This is a genomic window from Acidaminococcus sp. HCP3S3_H5, from assembly GCF_052122235.1.
GTDB lineage: Bacteria > Bacillota > Negativicutes > Acidaminococcales > Acidaminococcaceae > Acidaminococcus.
Map to the genome: position 1 here is coordinate 177,958 of NZ_JBQKCS010000001.1, position 19,097 is coordinate 197,054.

Annotated in this window: 16 protein-coding genes; all 16 read left to right on the plus strand. The window is 58.3% G+C overall.

The features are described 5' to 3' along the window. The first annotated feature begins 171 nt into the window (after window positions 1-171). The 16 genes from glmS to secG all read left to right on the plus strand — a co-directional run bounded on the left by glmS (window position 172) and on the right by secG (window position 19,023). On the plus strand, window positions 172-2,001 hold the full coding sequence (gene glmS / locus ACTQY5_RS00940) for a glutamine--fructose-6-phosphate transaminase (isomerizing) (protein WP_288311381.1): 1,830 nt from the start codon (window positions 172-174) through the stop codon (window positions 1,999-2,001). 200 nt (window positions 2,002-2,201) lie between these two features. Next, entirely contained in the window at window positions 2,202-3,107 is a 906-nt protein-coding gene (nadA, locus tag ACTQY5_RS00945; protein WP_154488358.1) for a quinolinate synthase NadA, read from the plus strand. A gap of 531 nt (window positions 3,108-3,638) precedes the next feature. After that, window positions 3,639-5,258, plus strand: a complete 1,620-nt coding sequence (nadB, locus tag ACTQY5_RS00950) for an L-aspartate oxidase (RefSeq protein WP_441368660.1) — start codon at window positions 3,639-3,641, stop codon at window positions 5,256-5,258. Further along, entirely contained in the window at window positions 5,236-6,075 is an 840-nt protein-coding gene (gene nadC, locus ACTQY5_RS00955; protein ID WP_022486799.1) for a carboxylating nicotinate-nucleotide diphosphorylase, read from the plus strand. Before nadB ends, nadC begins: the two co-directional genes overlap by 23 nt. Before the next feature lie 125 nt (window positions 6,076-6,200). After that, a complete protein-coding gene (locus ACTQY5_RS00960) occupies window positions 6,201-7,262 on the plus strand; it encodes a sugar-binding transcriptional regulator (RefSeq protein ID WP_022486800.1) in 1,062 nt (353 codons plus the stop codon). Between the two features lie 21 nt (window positions 7,263-7,283). Further along, window positions 7,284-8,288 carry a type I glyceraldehyde-3-phosphate dehydrogenase gene (gene gap / locus ACTQY5_RS00965; protein ID WP_154488357.1) on the plus strand — a complete coding sequence of 335 codons (1,005 nt, stop codon included), beginning with the start codon at window positions 7,284-7,286 and terminating at the stop codon, window positions 8,286-8,288. 24 nt (window positions 8,289-8,312) lie between these two features. Next, window positions 8,313-10,238 carry a triose-phosphate isomerase gene (gene tpiA / locus ACTQY5_RS00970; protein WP_441368661.1) on the plus strand — a complete coding sequence of 642 codons (1,926 nt, stop codon included), beginning with the start codon at window positions 8,313-8,315 and terminating at the stop codon, window positions 10,236-10,238. 8 nt (window positions 10,239-10,246) lie between these two features. Continuing rightward, complete coding sequence (gene gpmI / locus ACTQY5_RS00975; RefSeq protein WP_441368662.1) at window positions 10,247-11,776, plus strand: 2,3-bisphosphoglycerate-independent phosphoglycerate mutase; 1,530 nt, start codon at window positions 10,247-10,249, stop codon at window positions 11,774-11,776. A 105-nt stretch (window positions 11,777-11,881) separates the two neighbouring features. Then, a complete protein-coding gene (gene eno / locus ACTQY5_RS00980; protein WP_022486804.1) occupies window positions 11,882-13,165 on the plus strand; it encodes a phosphopyruvate hydratase in 1,284 nt (427 codons plus the stop codon). A 98-nt stretch (window positions 13,166-13,263) separates the two neighbouring features. Beyond that, window positions 13,264-14,031 carry an HD domain-containing protein gene (locus ACTQY5_RS00985; protein WP_022486805.1) on the plus strand — a complete coding sequence of 256 codons (768 nt, stop codon included), beginning with the start codon at window positions 13,264-13,266 and terminating at the stop codon, window positions 14,029-14,031. Between the two features lie 134 nt (window positions 14,032-14,165). Continuing rightward, on the plus strand, window positions 14,166-14,780 hold the full coding sequence (locus tag ACTQY5_RS00990) for a GTP pyrophosphokinase (RefSeq protein WP_347567384.1): 615 nt from the start codon (window positions 14,166-14,168) through the stop codon (window positions 14,778-14,780). A 30-nt stretch (window positions 14,781-14,810) separates the two neighbouring features. Further along, window positions 14,811-15,491, plus strand: coding sequence for a response regulator transcription factor (locus ACTQY5_RS00995; RefSeq protein ID WP_022486807.1), 681 nt, complete (start codon window positions 14,811-14,813; stop codon window positions 15,489-15,491). A 12-nt stretch (window positions 15,492-15,503) separates the two neighbouring features. Beyond that, complete coding sequence (locus ACTQY5_RS01000) at window positions 15,504-16,763, plus strand: sensor histidine kinase (RefSeq protein ID WP_022486808.1); 1,260 nt, start codon at window positions 15,504-15,506, stop codon at window positions 16,761-16,763. A 21-nt stretch (window positions 16,764-16,784) separates the two neighbouring features. Beyond that, window positions 16,785-17,798 (plus strand): Gfo/Idh/MocA family protein, encoded by a 1,014-nt coding sequence (locus ACTQY5_RS01005; protein ID WP_441368663.1) that lies wholly within the window; start codon window positions 16,785-16,787, stop codon window positions 17,796-17,798. A 216-nt stretch (window positions 17,799-18,014) separates the two neighbouring features. Further along, window positions 18,015-18,161 (plus strand): hypothetical protein, encoded by a 147-nt coding sequence (locus tag ACTQY5_RS01010; RefSeq protein WP_022486810.1) that lies wholly within the window; start codon window positions 18,015-18,017, stop codon window positions 18,159-18,161. 637 nt (window positions 18,162-18,798) lie between these two features. Continuing rightward, a complete protein-coding gene (gene secG / locus ACTQY5_RS01015; RefSeq protein ID WP_022488090.1) occupies window positions 18,799-19,023 on the plus strand; it encodes a preprotein translocase subunit SecG in 225 nt (74 codons plus the stop codon). Window positions 19,024-19,097 lie beyond the last annotated feature (74 nt).

Genomic DNA, 19,097 nt, shown 5'->3' on the forward strand with positions numbered 1-19,097 from the left:
GCAGGTGCCGGGCTTTGCCCGGCCGACGAGGAAGAGGTTCATCGATCAGTCAGCGGATGCCTCTCGGTAAGCTGCACACCGTAAGCTGTCCTACAAATCCCTCCGGCAACGGAGGCATACAGAAGGGGCGGCGGCAGACGGTAACTACCATATGCAGGAGGGCACAACAACATGTGCGGAATCGTAGGATATATTGGACGTCATCAGGCTACTCCCTTTCTCATGGAAGGGCTGAGCAAGCTGGAATACAGAGGATATGACTCTGCAGGCATTGCCGTATACAACGACGGGAAAATCGACGTGGAAAAATGCGTGGGCCGTCTGGACGCTCTGCGCCAGAAAATCGTGGGTCACGAACCGGTGGGCACCCTGGGCATCGGCCACACCCGGTGGGCCACCCATGGGAAACCCAGCGACATCAATGCCCATCCCCATACGGACGAAAGCGGCCAGTTCGCCGTGGTCCACAACGGGATCATTGAAAACTACATGCCTCTGAAGCAGGCTCTGCTGAAAAAAGGCCATCATTTCCGCTCTGATACGGATACGGAAGTGGTACCGCATCTGATGGCAGATCTGTGGGACGGGGATTTTGAAAGCACCGTCCGGAAAGTGCTCCACACCATCAAAGGATCCTATTCCCTGGTGTTCCTTTGCGCCAAGGATCCCAGCAAGCTGATCTGCGCCAAAAAGAACAACCCGCTGGTCATCGGCCTGGGCAAAGGGGAAAACTACATTGCCTCCGATATCCCGGCCATCATCAGCAAGACCCGGGACACCTACATCCTCAGCGATGGGGAAATGGCCGTGGTGGAACCGGACAAAGTTGTGGTAAAGGACCTGGAAGGTCACAAGATCGATAAAAAAGTGTTCCGGGTGAACTGGGATGCGGAAGCGGCAGAAAAAGGCGGCTTCGAACATTTCATGCTGAAGGAAATCTACGAACAGCCCAAAGCCGTCCGGGATACCCTCCGGGGCCGGGTGGACAAAGGCAGCGACAAGGTGGTTTTCAACGAACTGAACTGGACCCCGGAAACCCTGAAGGACATCCGGAAGATCTTCATCGTGGCCTGCGGCACCGCCTACCATGCAGGCATCGTAGGCAAGTACTACATTGAAAAAATGGCCCGGATCCCGGTGGAAGTGGACATCGCTTCCGAATTCCGGTACCGGAACCCCATTATCGACGAAAGCTGCCTGTGCATCGTGATCAGCCAGTCCGGGGAAACCAGCGATACCCTGGAAGCCCTGAAGGAAGCCAAACGCCGGGGGGCCAAGACCATGGCCGTCACCAACGTGGTAGGCTCCTCCATCGCCCGGGAAGCGGACCAGGTGGTTTACACCTATGCGGGCCCGGAAATCGCCGTAGCCTCCACCAAGGCCTACACCACCCAGCTGATCGTCATGCTGCTGCTGAGCCTGTACATCTCCAACCTGAAAGGGAAGATCAGCGACGAACGGCTCCATGAACTGATCCAGAGCGTGCTGGAAGTGCCGGAACAGATGCACGACATCCTGGACCATGTGGACCAGATCAAGGTGTACGCCACCAACTATGCCAACCGGGAAGATGCCTTCTTCCTGGGCCGGAGCCTGGACTATGCGGTGGCTCTGGAAGGGGCTCTGAAGCTGAAGGAAATCTCCTACATCCATGCGGAAGCCTATGCGGCAGGGGAACTGAAGCACGGGACCCTGGCCCTCATTACGGAAGGGGTGCCGGTGATCGTCCTGGCCACTCAGTCCAACATCTATGACAAGACCATCAGCAACCTCCAGGAAGTGAAGACCCGGGGTGCCATCGTGATCGGCATCGGCATGGAAGGGGATACGGAACTGGCCAAACACGCCAATAACGTAATCATCATCCCCAAAGCCGACGAAGACCTGGCTCCCATCCTGGCAGTGATCCCGCTCCAGCTGCTGGCCTACTACGCAGCCCTGGCCAGAGGCTGCGACGTGGACAAGCCCCGGAACCTGGCCAAGAGCGTGACGGTGGAATAAATTCATAAGGATAAAATGCTCCCTGCGGGGAGCATTTTTTTATCCGCCTTGCACTTTCCCCCAAAATCAGCTACAATGGACTCATTGCATTATCTGTTGACATCTACTGACATGACAATGAAAGAAAAATCGTGTATAATGTACACAAAATACGAAAGGGGAACGGAGAGTTCCCCTTTTCCCAAAAGGAGTCCTGATCCATGGAAGACTTGTTCGATGCCATCACCCGCTTGAAAAAGGAACGGAATGCGGTGATCCTGGCCCATGTATACCAACCGGAGGAAATCCAGGAAATCGCTGATTTCTGCGGGGATTCGTTTGCCCTGTCCCAGCAGGCGGCCCAGACCGATGCGGATGTGATCGTGTTCTGCGGAGTCCGGTTCATGGCAGAAACCGCCAACATCCTGTCTCCGGACAAAATCACCCTGCTGCCGGCCATCGATGCCGGGTGCCGGATGTTCGACGACACCCTGGAGTCCCGGGTGAAAGCCTTTCTGGCAGAGCATCCGGAATACAAGGTGGTGTCCTATGTGAACACCCCGGCCAGCGTCAAGGCCCTCAGCGAAATCTGCTGCACCTCTTCCAACGCGGTGAAGGTGATCGAAAGCCTGCCGGCGGACCAGCCCATCCTGTTCGTACCGGACCAGAACCTGGCCACCTTTACGGCGGAGAAGACCCATCACACCATCCTGCCCTGGCGGGGAGCCTGTCCCACCCATCACGCCCTTTCGGTGGAAGAAGTGACGGCAGTCAAAAAAGCCCATCCCGGCGCCAAAGTGCTGATGCACCCGGAATGCCGGCCGGAAGTCCGGGCCCTGGCGGATTATGTGGGCAGCACCATGGGGATCATCCATTATGCCCAGCAGAGCCCGGACCAGGAATTCATCATTGCCACGGAATGCGGAGTACTGACCCAGCTGGAATGGAAATGCCCCCACAAGAAGTTTTATATGGCAGGAGGCAACCTGCTGTGCCCCAACATGAAAAAGACCACCCTGGAACTGGTGAAGCGGTCCCTGGAGACCCTGGAACCCAGGATCGTGGTGCCGGAAGAGATCCGGAACAAGGCCCGGAGGGCTCTGGAACGGATGCTGGAAGTGAAGTGATTGGGTTGTCAATGGTCAATGGCGGAAGGAAGCCTGCTGTGCAGGCTTTGAAGGGAAACGCAGCCCAGGGGCTGCTAACCCACCACCATTGCGCAAGCGCAACGGTCCCCCGCCCTTGCAAAGGGCGGATAATAGGTATGGGGCGTTCGCCCTGGTTCTTGCAAAAGGCAATGGACCAAGGGCCCGAGGGTACAACCGGTCATAGCAAGGGCGGATGACGGTATGGGAGGCTTTTGCCCTGGTTCTTGCAAAAGGCAATGGGCCGCAGGGCCGAGAGTACAACCGGTCATAGCAAGGGCGGATGACGGTATGGGAGGCTTTTGCCCTGGTTCTTGCAAAAGGCAATGGGCCGCAGGGCCGAGGGTATATCCGCCCTTTTCAAGGGCGGGGGACCAGCCGCAGGCTGGTGGTGGGTTAGCAGCGGCAGCTGCGTTTCCCTTCAAGGAACCCGTTAATGGGGTTCCTTTCCTTTTCCCTACGACCTGTAACAGGCTGCTGCTCAGGCGGCCACTTGTAAAAGGAGGATTCCTTATGGAAACCTGTTGGACGAATTTTGATACGGCGGAAACGCCTGAAATACAAACGGATATCCTGGTGGTCGGGTCCGGAGCGGCCGGGCTCCAGACGGCCTGGTCCCTGGCAGAGGCGGGCCGGCATGTACTGGTAGCGGTCCGGGATGAACTCCAGGACAGCAACACCTCCAAGGCCCAGGGGGGCATTGCGGCGGCCCTGGGGAGGGACGACGACCCTAGCCTCCATTACCAGGACACCCTGGTGGCCGGAGCCGGGCTCACCGACGAAACCATGGCCAAAATCGTGGTCACCGAAGGGCCCAAGGCGGTGCTGGACCTGCTTCATCACGGAGCCCGGTTTGACAAAAATCCCGACGGCACCCTGGCCCTGGGCCGGGAAGGATGCCACAGCCGGAACCGGATCGTCCACGCCAACGGAGACAGCACCGGGGAGGAAGTGTCCCGGGCCCTCCGGTCCATTACCGGCAGGGAAAGCCGGATCTCCACCCTGGAACACTGCTATGTAACGGATCTGCTGCTCCAGGAAGGCCGGTGCGCAGGAGCTATGGCTCTCCACGAAGGCCGGATGGTCCGCTTTTCCGCCAACGCCGTGGTGCTGGCCACCGGTGGGGTAGGACGGCTGTTTGCCCACACCACCAACCCGGAAGGAGCCACGGGCAGCGGCCTGGCACTGGCCTGCCGGGCCGGTGCGGAACTGATGGATATGGAATTCGTCCAGTTCCATCCCACGGCCCTGGCCCTTCCGGGAAAGCCCAGTTTCCTGGTTTCGGAAGCGGTCCGGGGTGCCGGCGCCCTGTTGTACAACACCCGGGGAGAACGGTTCATGCCCGGGTACCATCCCATGCTGGAACTGGCTCCCCGGGATGTGGTGGCCCGGGCCATTGCCACGGAAATGAAGCACTGCGCCACGGACCATGTGCTGCTGGACGCCACGGTGATTGACCGGGTGGAGGAAAAATTCCCCATGATCTTCCGGACTCTCCTGGACTATGGAGTGGATATGCGGAAGGAACGGATCCCCATTGCTCCTGCGGCCCACTACATGATGGGAGGCATCCGCACCGACAGCTGGGGCCACACTACGGTGCCCGGCCTGTATGCCTGCGGAGAAGCGGCCTGCACCGGTCTCCAGGGCGCCAACCGGCTGGCCAGCAATTCCCTCCTGGAAGGGCTGGTGTTCGGACGCCGGGCGGCCCGTGCCCTGTGCCGGGAAATCCCTGTTGAGGGGCAGAAGGAAAAAGGCGGCCGTTGGCAGTCCGTCCTGGAACCCTGGAAAGTTTCCCAGGGGGAAACCGCCGCTGACCGGCAGCAGCTCCGGGAACTGATGAGCCGGCAGCTGGGGATTGCCCGGGACCGGGAAGATCTCCGCCAGGCCCTGGAAGAACTGGGGGCCGTGGAAGCCAAATATGCCGGACAGGCAGCGGAAACCCCGGAGCAGCTGGATCTGAAATCCCAGATCCTGGTATCCCGGCTCATTGCCCAGGCGGCTCTCCAGCGGGAAGAAAGCCGGGGGGCCCATTACCGGCTGGATTTCCCCAAGCCCCGGGACTGCTGGAAGCATCATACTATCGAAGAGGAAGAAGGAGGCAGCATCCATGTACAGCAGAATGTTGGATAAACAGCTGGAGGAATGGCTGGCGGAAGACGTGGGCAGCGGGGACCTGACCAGTGAGGCCCTGCTGCCGGAAGGGGCGGTGACTGCCGGGATCATCCACGCCAAGGATACAGGGATCCTGTGCGGGGTGGAAGTGGCCCGGCAGGTGTTCCGGGTGCTGGATCCCAGCCTGACCTTCGAGGCCCTGGCCAAAGACGGGGACAAACTGGAACCGGGGACCCTCATTGCCAAAGTCACCGGATCGGCCCGGAGTGTCCTGACGGGAGAACGGCTGGCCCTCAACCTGCTCCAGCATCTGTCCGGCATTGCCACCCGGACCAAAAAGCTGGCGGACCTGGCCAAACCCTACGGCACCCGGGTGGTGGATACCCGGAAGACCACGCCGGGGCTACGGCTCCTGGAAAAATACGCTGTCCGCACCGGCGGGGGCCACAACCACCGGCTGGGGCTCTACGATGCCATCCTGATCAAGGACAATCACATTGCGGTGGCCGGAGGGGTGAAGGAAGCCCTGGCCCGGGCCAAAGCCTACGCCAGCCACATGACCAGGATCGAGATCGAAGTGGAAAGCCTGGCCCAGGCCAAAGAAGCCCTGGAAGGGGGCGCCGACGTGATCATGCTGGACAACATGGCTCCGGAGGCCATGAAGGAATGTGTAAGGATGATCGGTCACCGGGCGGTGGTGGAAGCCTCCGGGGGCATCGACGAGCACAATCTGGAAGCCGCAGCAGCCGCCGGGGTGGACGTAATCAGCATAGGAGCCCTGACCCACAGCGTAAAAGCCCTGGACATCAGTCTGGATGTGGGGGAGATTAAATAACGGGCAGGGCAAAAAAAGGAAGGGTGTCCCCCTTCCTTTTTTTCTTATCTATGCTATAATGAAGACGTAGTAAATTTATTTTTTTTCGAACAGGGTGGGACATAAAAAGTACCACGAGGGACAAAATGTGCAACATCAGCTTGGATCGAATCATCAACCTGCAGAATAAACTGGTTCCGGAAATGGTGGACCTGCTTACCGAGCGCTATAAGGTGCTCCGGCAGATCAGCCACGATCAGCCCATCGGCCGCCGGACCCTGGCCAAAAAGCTGGGGCTCAGCGAGCGGATCCTCCGTTCCCATGTGGATTTCCTCAAGGAAGCGGGGCTGCTGGATTTCACCCTCACCGGCATGAGCATTACGGAAGAGGGGGCGGTGCTCCTCCAGGAGCTCCGGGACTATGTGAACCGGCTCCAGAAGCTTTCCAGCCTGGAACGCATCCTCCAGGACAAGCTCCATCTCCAGAAGGTGGTGGTGCTGCCCGGCAATGCGGACCAGGACAAAGTGGTCACCCGGGAAATCGGGCGTGTGGCGGCCGGTATCCTGCTGCGCCTTCTGGCGGACCACAAAAAGCACATTGTGGCGGTAACCGGGGGCACCACTGTGGCGGCCATGGCGGAAAACACCTTTGGCAATGAACCGGAGACCGTGGTGGTCCCGGCCCGGGGCGGTCTGGGGGACAAAATGGAACTCCAGGCCAACACCATTGCGACGGTGCTGGCCGGCCGGCTGAAGACCCGGTACCTGCAGCTGTATGTGCCGGACAGTGTCAGCGAGGACGTGCTCCGCAAGATCCTGGAAGAGGATGCCCGGGTGAAACAGGTGGTGGAAACCATCAAAAGCGCGGATATCCTGGTCCATGGCATGGGGCAGGCCCTGGTGATGGCCGAAAAGCGGGGGATGGACCCCAAACTGATGGACCGCCTGGCAAAGGCCGGTGCCGTAGGGGAAGCCCTGGGGCAGTATTTCGACCTGAACGGCCGGGTGGTGTACAGCACAGACACCCTGGGACTCATGGTCAACGATCTGGAAAAGATCCACACGGTCATGGGCATTGCCGGCGGACAGTCCAAGGGAAGGGCCATCCTTTCCATGCTCCGCAGCGGCCAGGACGATATCCTGGTCACCGACGAGGCGGCTGCCCGGGAAATCATCGATTGTTTGCAAACTGATCCCAATCATCAGTAAAAAACTTAGGAGGAATGCAAAATGGTAAAAATCGGTATCAATGGTTTTGGTCGTATTGGACGCTGCGCTCTGCGTATCGCTGTAAAGAACCCTGAAGTGGAAGTTGTGGCGGTCAATGCCCGTTCCGGCATCGATACCTATGCCCACCTGCTGAAATACGATTCCATCCACGGCACCTTTGATGAAGATGTGTCCGTTGATGGAGACGTAATGCATGTAGGGGACAAAGCCATCAAATTCACCCGGTACACTGATCCGAAGGAAATCCCCTGGGGCGATATGGGCGTGGATGTAGTGCTGGAAACCACCGGCAAATTCAAGACCCGTGAAACCGTACAGCCTCATCTGGACAACGGCGCCAAAAAGGTGCTGATCGCCTGCCCGGCCAAAGGGGAAGACATCACCATCGTCCTGGGCGTCAACGAAGACAAGTACGATCCCAAGAAAGACCACATCATCTCCAACGCATCCTGCACCACCAACTGCCTGGCTCCCTTCACCAAAGTGCTGGAAGACAACTTCGGCATTGAAAGCGGCATGATGACCACCGTCCATTCCTACACCAACGACCAGAAGATCCTGGATGCAGCCCACAAAGACCTGCGCCGTGCCCGTGCCGGTGCCTGCTCCATCATCCCCACCACCACCGGTGCCGCCAAAGCCATCGGTCTGGTACTGCCTGAACTGGAAGGCAAACTGAAAGGCATGGCCATCCGTGTCCCGACTCCGGATGTTTCCCTCACCGACCTGGTAGTGAACCTGAAGAAAGACACCACCAAAGAAGAAATCAACGAAGCCATGAAAGTGGCCTCTGAAACCACCATGAAAGGGATCCTGGGCTACAATGAACTGCCTCTGGTATCCAAAGACTACAGCGGCTGCCCTCTGAGCTCTATTGTGGATGGGCTGTCCACCATGATGGTGGGTCCCCGTGTGGCCAAAGTGGTTTCCTGGTACGACAATGAATGGGGTTATTCCAACCGTCTGGTGGAACTGGCTCTGTTCGTGGCCAAGAAGGGCCTGTAAGAGAAAGGCAGGGAGCACGGAGCCATGGATAAAAGAACCGTCAAAGACATTCAGCTGACCGGGAAACGGGTGCTGGTCCGGGTGGACTACAACGTTCCCATGAACGACAAAGGGGAAATCACCGATGTTATCCGCATCGAAGCCTCTCTGCCCACCCTTCATTACCTGCTGGACCAGGGGGCTGCTGTAATCCTCCTGGCCCACCTGGGCCGTCCCAAAGGCAAGGTGAACATGAAGTACACCCTGAAGCCTGTGGCCGAAGCCCTGAGCCAGCTGATCCACCGTCCGGTGCAGTTCTGCCCGGACTGCATCGGCAAGGAAGCCCAGGCTGCAGCCGCTCAGCTGCGGAATGGAGATATCCTGCTGCTGGAAAACCTCCGGTTCCATCCGGAAGAAGAAAAGAATGATCCCCATTTTGCCCAGGAACTGGCAGCTCTGGGGGATGTGTACGTAAACGACGGGTTCGGGGTTTCCCACCGGGCCCATGCTTCTGTGGAAGCCATTACCCACTACCTGCCTGCGGTGGCTGGTTTCCTGCTGGAAAAGGAAATCGCCTACCTGGGCAATGCAGTGGACAAACCCCAGCGTCCTTTTGCCGCCATTATCGGCGGGGCCAAAGTGGCGGACAAGATCGCCGTGATCCGCAGCCTGATCAAGAAAGCCGATGTGATCCTGATCGGCGGCGGCATGGCCAATACCTTCCTGGCTGCCAAAGGCTATGACCTGGGCAAATCCCTGGTGGAAAAGGAAAGCCTGGGGATTGCCAAGGACCTGCTGGCGGAAGCTGCTGCCCAGAAGACCAAAATGCTCCTGCCGGTGGACCTGATCATGGCGGCCAGCTTCTCCAATGACGCAGATCATGAAGCCGAAGACCTGGACAAACTGAATCCGGAATATATGGCCCTGGATATCGGCCCCAAGACGGCAGAACTGTATGCCCAGACCCTGGCCGGCATGAAGACTATTGTGTGGAACGGCCCCATGGGCGTCTTCGAAATGCCCAACTATGCAGAAGGGACCCGGCGGGTGGCGGAAGCCATGGCCGCTTCTGACGGCATCACCATCGTAGGCGGCGGCGACAGTGCTGCAGCTGTGAAACAGATGGGCCTGGCCGACAAGATGAGCCATGTATCCACCGGCGGCGGTGCCTCCCTGGAATACCTGGAAGGGAAAGTGCTGCCGGGCCTGGCGGCTCTGGATGATCTCCGGACTCCCATTGTGGCCGGCAACTGGAAATGCCATAAAACTGTGGAAGAAGCCATGGAACTGGCTCATCAGATCGCTCACGGCACGGAAATGGCCCGGGCGGAAGTGGTGCTGTTCCCGCCTTTCACTGCTCTGGAAAGCGTAGCCGCCATGGTGGATGAAGACGGCATCGGCTATGGTGCCCAGGACCTGTTCTATGAAGACGAAGGGTCCTACACCGGCGCCGTATCCGGCCCCATGATTGCGGAAATCGGTTCCCGGTACGTGCTGGTGGGCCACAGCGAACGGCGGAAGTTCTTCCACGAAACCAATGACATCGTGGTGAAGAAAGTCCTGGCTGCCTTCCGGAACGACCTGGACCCGGTGCTGTGCGTGGGAGAAGACGCTGACGAACACGAAAACGGCTCCACCAGGGATAAGATCCTGAGCCAGCTGACGCCTGTGCTGAATGTGCTCACCGACAGCCAGATCCAGCATCTGCTGGTTGCCTATGAACCGGTCTGGGCCATTGGCAGCGGCAAGAGTGCGGAAGTGCGGGATGCAGTGGCGGCTGCGGATCTGATCCGGAAAGCCATTGCAGAAAAATTCGGCAAAGAAGCAGCCCGCCGGGTGCGGATCCTTTACGGGGGCAGCGTGACCAGTGAAAACGCCCATGCCTTCCATGAAGACGGCATCGACGGGGTCCTGGTAGGCGGGGCCAGCCTGTCCGCCCAGGAATTCTGCGCCATTGCCAATACCTTCTGAGGCTTTCCATGAAAAAGAAACCTGTTATGCTGATGATCCTGGACGGGTGGGGGATCGCTCCTCCCAGTTCCACCAATGCGGTGACCCGCGCCAGGACTCCTCATCTTGATTTTTACTTCAACCGGTATCCCCACAGCCAGCTCCGGTGCTCTGGAGAGGCAGTGGGCCTGCCGGAAGGGCAGATGGGCAACTCGGAAGTGGGCCATCTGTCCATCGGCTCCGGCCGGATCATCTACCAGAGCCTGACCCGGATCAGCCGGGCGGTGAAGGACGGCAGTCTGGAAACCAACCCGGTGCTGGTAAAGGCCATGGAGGAAGCCCGGGTCACCGGAAAGAAACTCCATCTCCTGGGGCTCCTCAGCGACGGCGGGGTCCACAGCCACATCGACCATCTCCTGGGTCTTCTGGCCATGGCCAAAAAGCTGGGGGTGGAAAAGGTCTGTATCCATGCCTTCCTGGATGGACGGGACACGCCGCCCCAGAGCGCCGGCCCCTTCCTGGACCAGGTGGAAAAAGCCTGCAGGGAGCTGGGGGTGGGACAGATTGCCACCGTATCCGGCCGGTATTATGCCATGGACCGGGATAAACGGTGGGAACGGATCCAGAAGGTCTACGACTGCATGAGCGGCGGAGAGGCCCAGGAAGCACCCAGTGCTGCAGAAGGACTGGAAGCCGCCTACGCTGCCGGCCAGACCGATGAATTCGTGGTGCCGTTCCGAGTATCCGGGGTGGAAGGGAATGTGGAAAAAGGCGATAGCCTGATTTTCTTCAACTTCCGTCCGGACCGGGCCCGGGAACTGACCCATGTCTTTACGGACAGGGAGTTCCAGGGATTTGCCCGGAAGGAAGACCAGCTGCCCGTCCATTTCGTCACCATGACGGAATATGAAAAGGGTATTGATGCGCCGGTGGCTTTCCCTCCGGAAGAGATCCGGGATACCCTGGCGGAAGTGGTGTCCCAGGCGGGACTCCATCAGCTCCACATTGCGGAAACGGAAAAATACGCCCATGTGACCTTCTTCTTCAATGGCGGACGGGAACAGCCCTTCCCCAACGAAGACCGGATCCTGGTGCCTTCTCCCAAAGTGGCCACCTATGACCTGCAGCCGGAGATGAGCGCCTACCTGGTGACGGAAAAGCTCCAGGAAGCCCTGGACAAGGACCTGTACGACCTGGTGATCTTGAACTTCGCCAACCCGGATATGGTAGGCCATACCGGCTCCCTGGAGGCGGCAGTGAAGGCCCTGGAGGCCGTGGACGAATGTGTGGGCAGCCTGGTGGAAAAGGTGCTGAAAAAAGGCGGTGCCCTGTGCATCACCGCGGACCATGGGAACCTGGAAGAAATGGAAGACCCGGTGACCCATGAGCCTATGACGGCCCATACCACCAATCCGGTGCCTTTCCTGGTGGTGGGTGCTGAACCCGGGACCCAGGTGGAAGACGGAGGACTCTCCGATATCGCTCCCACCCTGCTGGACCTGCTGGATCTCCCCAAACCGGAAGCCATGACCGGCCATTCCCTGCTGGTACGCAAGTAAAAGGTAAATTCGTGGCCAGCAAAAGCTGGCTTCCATCGGCCATTGACCATTGACCAGCAAGGGAAATCATTTTCCCTTGCTGCCCAAAATAACGAGGTGAAAACAATGCCAATCATTGAAAATGTGTGCGCAAGAGAAATCCTGGATTCCCGGGGCAATCCCACGGTAGAAGTGGATGTGCTGCTGGATGACGGCACGGTAGGCCGTGCGGCTGTTCCTTCCGGTGCTTCCACCGGGGTCCACGAAGCCGTGGAACTGCGGGATGGGGACAAGGACCGTTTCGGAGGCAAAGGGGTCTCCAAGGCTGTGGACAATGTGAATGACACCATTGCCGACGCCATCATCGGTCTGGATCCCACCCGTCAGGTGGAAATCGACGAAGCCATGATCCGTCTGGACGGCACCCCCAACAAGGGCCGTCTGGGTGCCAACGCCATCCTGGGTGTATCCCTGGCTGTGGCCAAGGCTGCGGCTCTGTCCATCGGCCTGCCTCTGTATCAGTATCTGGGCGGGGTCAACGCCAAGGAACTGCCTGTTCCCATGATGAACATCCTGAACGGCGGTGCCCATGCGGACAACAACGTGGACATCCAGGAATTCATGATCATGCCCGTAGGGGCTGACAGCTTCGCCGAAGCCCTGCGGATCAACGCGGAAATCTACCAGGCTCTGAAGAAAGTCCTGAAGGGCAAAGGCCTGGCTACGGCCGTAGGGGATGAAGGGGGCTTTGCACCCAACCTGGAAAGCAACGAAGAAGCCCTCCAGGTGATTGTGGAAGCCATCGAAAAAGCCGGCTACAAACCCGGTGAACAGGTACGGCTGGCCATCGATACTGCTGCCAGCGAACTGTTCGAAGACGGCAAATACAACCTGAAAGGGGAAGGGGTCGTGAAGACTTCTGCCGAAATGGTGGAATGGTACGCTTCCCTGTGTGAAAAATACCCCATCATTTCCATTGAAGACGGCCTGGCCGAAGATGACTGGGACGGCTGGAAACAGCTTACCGATGCCCTGGGCAAAAAAGTCCAGCTGGTTGGAGATGACCTGTTCGTCACCAACGTGGAACGGCTGAAGAAGGGCATTGAAATGGGCGTGGCCAACGCCATCCTGATCAAACTGAACCAGATCGGTACCCTCACCGAAACCCTGGATGCCATTGAAATGGCCAAACGGGCCGGTTATACCGCCATCGTCTCTCACCGGAGCGGTGAAACGGAAGACACCACCATTGCTGATGTGGTGGTGGGCACCAACGCCGGACAGATCAAATCCGGGGCACCCTGCCGGACCGACCGGGTGGCCAAGTACAACCAGCTGCTGCGGATCGAAGAAGATCTGGGAGCCGCTGCCCAGTACAACGGGATGGATGTGTTCTACAACATCAGATAAAAACGGTCAACGGTCAGCTGGCAACGGTCAGCGGCCGGATGACAAAAAGGTGTGCTGCATGGAGCGTGCAGCACACCTTTTTTACGAAAGGAAAAACAATGATGGACAAACAAGCTGTTTCTGCGGCTTTTGACCGGTATGTCTCTCTTTTTGACCCGGATACTCCGGGGATTTTGAGCAAACAGCGCCATTCCCGGATCGTCTGCGGCCTGTGCGGTCAGCTGGCCCAGGCGCTGGGGTGGTCCCGGGCGGACCAGGACCTGGCCTGGGTGCTGGGGCTGCTCCATGACATCGGCCGGTTCGAACAGGCCCGGCGGTTCCATACCTTCATCGACTACAAATCCATGGACCATGCCCGGTACGGGGTATGGTACCTGTTCGAACAGGGCCATATCCGGGACTTTCTGCCGGAACCGGAGCCGGAACGGGATAAAATCCTGGAGCTGGCCATCCTGTGGCACAACGCCTATGCCGTCCCTGGTGGAGTCACCGGCCGGGCCAGGGATTTTGCCCTTTTGATCCGGGATGCGGACAAGATCGACTTGTTCCGGGTTTACGCCGGGTACCTTGACCATCCGGAACAGGTGTGGCAGATGTCCCTGAAAGATCTGGGCCGACAGGAAATTTCCCCCAAAGTCCTGGCAGAAGCCCTGGAGAAAAAACTGGTCCACACAGAAGTGAAAAAGAATGCCCTGGACTTTTTCACCGGCTGTCTGTGCCAGATCTTTGATTTTACCTATGCCCCCAGCCTGGCCCTGGTCCGGCAGCAGGGCTATTACCAGAAACTGCTGGATTTCCAGCCGGGGAACCCCCAAAGTGCCCGGCAGCTGGACCGGGTAAAAGAAAAAATCCATGAGGTGATATGATTTCCAGCGGCTGCTGACCGTTGACAGCAGGCCCTCTTTTTCTTCATACAAATTCCATATTCCTATGATACAATAAGTATACAATATAATCTGACAAAGACTTTGCAAAAGGAGGAATCACTTTGAACCAACCCATGGGCAGCAGCTATGAGGCATGGCGGCCGGTGCTGGAGAAGGTGCTGGAACAGCTGGTCCGGGACATTAAGGCCTACAACCAGAAAGAAAAGGACGCAACCGGCGAAAACGCCTATGAGCACCTGATCTACCGGGTGAAAGGCACCGCCAGCATGGAGGAAAAATGCCAGCGGAAAGGGCTGCCGGTGACGGCTAAATCGGCCCTCCATGATATCCACGATGCCATCGGACTGCGGATCGTTTGCCGGTTCCTCAGCGACATCGACCGGAATCTCCGGCTGCTCCGGGCCATCCCCGGCTGCACCATCATCCAGGAAAAAGACTACGTACACAATGTAAAACCCAACGGCTACCGGTCCTATCACCTGATCCTTCGGCTGGAGGAACCCTTCCCGGATGTGGAAGGGAATAATCCGGGGATTTTCTATGCAGAGGTCCAGCTCCGGACCATCGCCATGGATTCCTGGGCCAGCCTGGAACACGAAATGAAGTACAAAAAGAGCATCCGGAACCCGGAACTGATCGGCCAGGAACTGAAGCGGTGCGCTGACGAACTGGCGGCCTGCGACCTGTCCATGGAGACCATCCGGAAGCTGATCCGGGAAAACGGATGATCCATTGACCCAGAAAGGAGTCAACCCCAGATGAAAATTTTGCTTGCAGAAGATGAAAAAGCCATGTCCATGGCCCTGTGCGCCGTGCTGGAACATTCCGGCTATGAAGTGGATCCGGTGTACGACGGACAGGCCGCTGTGGACAAAGCCCGGGAAAAGGTCTACGATGCCATGATCTTCGATATTATGATGCCGGTGAAGGATGGAATCACCGCCCTGACGGAACTCCGGAAGGAAGGGGACCGGACTCCAGTGATCATGCTCACTGCCAAAGCAGAAGTGGACGACCGGATCACCGGCCTGGATGCAGGAGCCGACGACTACCTGACCAAACCCTTTGCCATGGGGGAACTGCTGGCCCGTCTCCGGAGCCTGACCCGGCGCCAGGAAGACTTCAACCGGGATACCCTCCAGGCCGGTACCGTGACCCTCAACTGTGCGGAAGGGGAGCTGTCCAGCAAGAGCAGCGTCCGGCTGTCCCCCAAGGAAACCCAGCTGATGAAGTACTTCATGCAGCACCCGGGGAAACCCTGCGAAACCCGGATGCTTTTTGACCGGATCTGGCAGGATGAACAGCAGGAAGACCAGGGCATCGTATGGATCTATGTGTCCTACCTGCGGGAAAAACTCAAGGCCATCGGGGGAAATCTCACCATCGACGGCCATCAGGACGGATCTTTTGTGCTCCAGACGCCGGCCCTGGCCAATTAAGGAGAATTTATCATGGATATGATCCATCGTCTGCGCCGGAAATTCCTGATCCTGGCCTTTGCTGCCGTGGTACTGATCCTGGCCGGGGCCCTGGGACTGATCAACGGCATTACCTATATGAAAATGCGGTCGGAAGTGAACACCCTCCTGACGGCCATTGTCCAGAACGATGGAATCATGCCCTCCCATCAGCCGGGTACCAGCACCGAAAGCTGGCTCAGTGATCCGGAATGGTACAATGACACCCCGGAATTCGCCCATCAGACCCGGTATTTCAGCGTTATTATGGATGAAAGCGGAAAAATCCGCCGGCTGAATCTGTCCAACATCTCCGCCTTCAACGAACTCCAGGCCCTGGAAATTGCCCGTTCCCTGGCGGACAGCACCCAGAGCCAGGGACTGTTCAAGAACAAACGGGCCAGCTACTGCTACAGCGTAACCCCCCGGAATGACGGAGGCAAACTGGTGGTGGTCATGGACTGCACCCGGGATGTGGGGGCCGTGGATGCATTTATGCGGTATTCCCTCCGGTTCGGCCTGGTCTGTGTGCTGCTGTACATGCTGGTGCTCATGTTCCTGAGCAATTACGCTATCCGGCCCTTTGTGGAAAACGTGGCCAGCCAGAAACGGTTCATTACCAACGCAGGCCATGAACTGAAGACCCCCATTGCCATTATTTCCGCCAACGCGGAAGCTCTGGAACTGATCAGCGGCAAAAGCCAGTGGACGGACAACATCCTGTTCCAGGTGAAGCGGGTGACCCGGCTGATCAACGAACTGATCATGCTGGCCAAAATGGGAGAAAAGAATGAGCGGGAACTGAAAAAGGAAACCATGGACATCAGCCACACCTTTACGGAAGTGGTCCAGTCCTTTGCTCCGGTGGTGGAAGGGGAGAAGAAAAAGCTGGTGACGGAGATCCAGCCGGATATCCTGGCTGAAACCGACCCCAAGTATCTTTATGAAATCTTCACCATCCTCCTGGACAATGCGGCCAAATACTGTGACGACGGGGGAACCATCCGGGCCCGGCTGGAAACCCACGGGAAACAGGGGTTCCGGGCCCAGGTGTCCAACGACTACAAAAACGGGGCCGGAGTGGATTATTCCCACTTTTTTGAACGGTTTTACCGGGGAGACGAAAGCCACAACAGCAAAAAGGCCGGCTACGGCATCGGGCTTTCCATGGCAGAAGAGGCCACCCGGCTCCTGGGCGGGAAGATCCAGGTGGAATACAAGGATGGGGTCATTACCTTCGGGGTGACCTTTTAAGAAAAAAGGGAGGTCTTTTTCATGAAGGTGGCCATGCTGGGCACCGGCGCCATTGCTCCTGTGGCCCTGGCCGCCATGAATGCGGCAGTCGGCATAAGTGTGGAAGCCCTCTGGTGCCGGCAGCACAGCCGGCAGCGGGGAGAAACCCTGGCCCGGGACTATGGGATTCCCCGGGTATATACGGACTGCCGGGCTCTTTTCCGGGAAGCGGATGTGGATACGGCGTACATCGCTCTGGTGAACCCGGTCCATTTTGCTTATGCCCGGGAGGCCCTGCTGGCCGGAAAGAACGTAATCCTGGAAAAGCCCTTCTGCACCCGGTGGGCCCAGACCCGGGAACTGGCGGACCTGGCCCGGGGAAAAGGGCTTTTTCTCCTGGAAGCCATGCCCCTGTGGCACGGGGCCCTGTTCCGGAAGATCCGGGAGCTGGTACCGGCCCTGGGGCCCATCCGGCTGGTCCAGGGAAACTATTCCCAGTATTCCAGCCGGTATGACCGGTATCGTAAGGGGGAAGTGCTCCCTGCCTTCGACCCGGCACTGGCAGGAGGGGCCCTGTATGACCTGAACGTGTACAACATCGCCTGGACCGCCGGGCTCTGGGGCCTGCCGGAAAAGGTCCTGTATGCCCCCAACCGGGGGTGGAACGGCGTGGATACCTCCGGAGTGCTGCTCCTGGGATACCCCGGGTTCCAGGCATCCCTCTCCGCCGCCAAAGATTCTGACAGCCCCTCCGGGTTCCTGGTCCAGGGAGAAAAAGGCTGGCTGAAAGTGGAAGGGAAGCCCATCCACCCGGAAAAACTGGAGTGGACCCTGATCCAGGGCCCGGACCAGGACCAGTTCAGCACCGCCGCTGTGAAAAAAGACCAGAACACAAAAACCTGGACCCCGCCGGAACGGGAAAACCGGATGGTGGAAGAGTTCGAGGATTTCGCCCGGATTGTGGACGGGAAGAAGAAAGAAGAGGCAGAGGCTTATTTAAAGATGACCCTTGCCGCCAGTGAGGTGCTGGAAAGAGCAGCTGGTCATACGATTTGACCGCCCCTGTGGATAGGAAATCTCCGAAAGTTGATGAACGAGTGCCCGACTCCAACGTTGTAGGGGCGGGCCAAAGGCCCCCCCTTCCCGGCCTGCACCTTTTCACCCTTTGTATGGCGGGCGGTCCTGCGGAGCCTTATCGAAAGGTCCGTTTAACCACTGTCCCTTAGTGTAAAGAAGCAGGGACGCCGCTGGAGTTATAGAGGCGGTCGGGCGATGGTCAAGGTGATCAGTGGCCTGAAGAACGCAGACCTGGAGCAGGCCCTGGCAGGAGATTTGTGCGTTATGCCGCTGAAAACCCGGAAAGAGTACCGGAATGCGGTGAGAGAAGTTCTGAAAAGCCGGTATTCGTCCCTCACCTAGATACCCATTCAGTGCAGAATTGCCAATTACGGTCCCAGCAGCAGCCCCATAGGACAGTTGGCAGCAGCACTGAACTGGTGATAAGGATGGTCCCAAAGTCCGCCCTGTGAGGGGCGGGGGACCGTGCGGAGCACGGTGGTGGGGGCATCGGCGACAGCCGATATTTTGCAGGACCGGCCGAAAACAAGGGAGTGTCTGGCAGAAGTAGAAATATGATGAACGCAGTATCCATTGCTGTCTCCTAGGTAGATAGTTTCCATACCACCGTCAAGGTATTCGGTCCTTTCAGAACCTCATGCCCCCACCACCGGGCAAGCCCGGTCCCCCGCCCCTGCAGGGCGGACTTGGCCTTCGGCTTTGCTGGTATTCTGTGCGGGTATACATCGATTTTTCGGGAGCTGGGAGGGCCTTCGCGGGTATATGGGTATAGAAGTTTTGCCCTCTGGGCGGTCGGGACGGGTTTGCCTGCGGCGAACCCCTACATCGTTGGGGTCAGAGACTCGTACATCTGGCGGGCGGCCGGGCCTGCCGCTCCTACGGTTGGTGCACCCAGCCACTTAACCACTATCCCCCGCTCCTTGACCATTTCCCCAACCAATGCTAAAATATAAGAATCTGATATGTGGAGGGAATACCTGTGGCTTTAGATATATTGATGGTTCTTGATGTGATCGTGAGCGTCCTGCTGATCGGGTCCATCCTGCTCCAGTCTGGCAAAAGTGCCGGGTTCAGCGGTCTGGGCGGGGGAGAATCCCTGTTTGGGGGCAAACCCACGGACATGGATGAGGCGCTGGCACGGATCACCGTTGTGCTGGGGCTGATTTTCGCTGTTATCAACGTGGCAATTGCCCGCCTGCAGTAAGCAATTAAAGAACGTTCACACATTTCACAGTGGCATTGCCTGGCAGGGTAATGCCATTTTTGCTATGGGGAAGG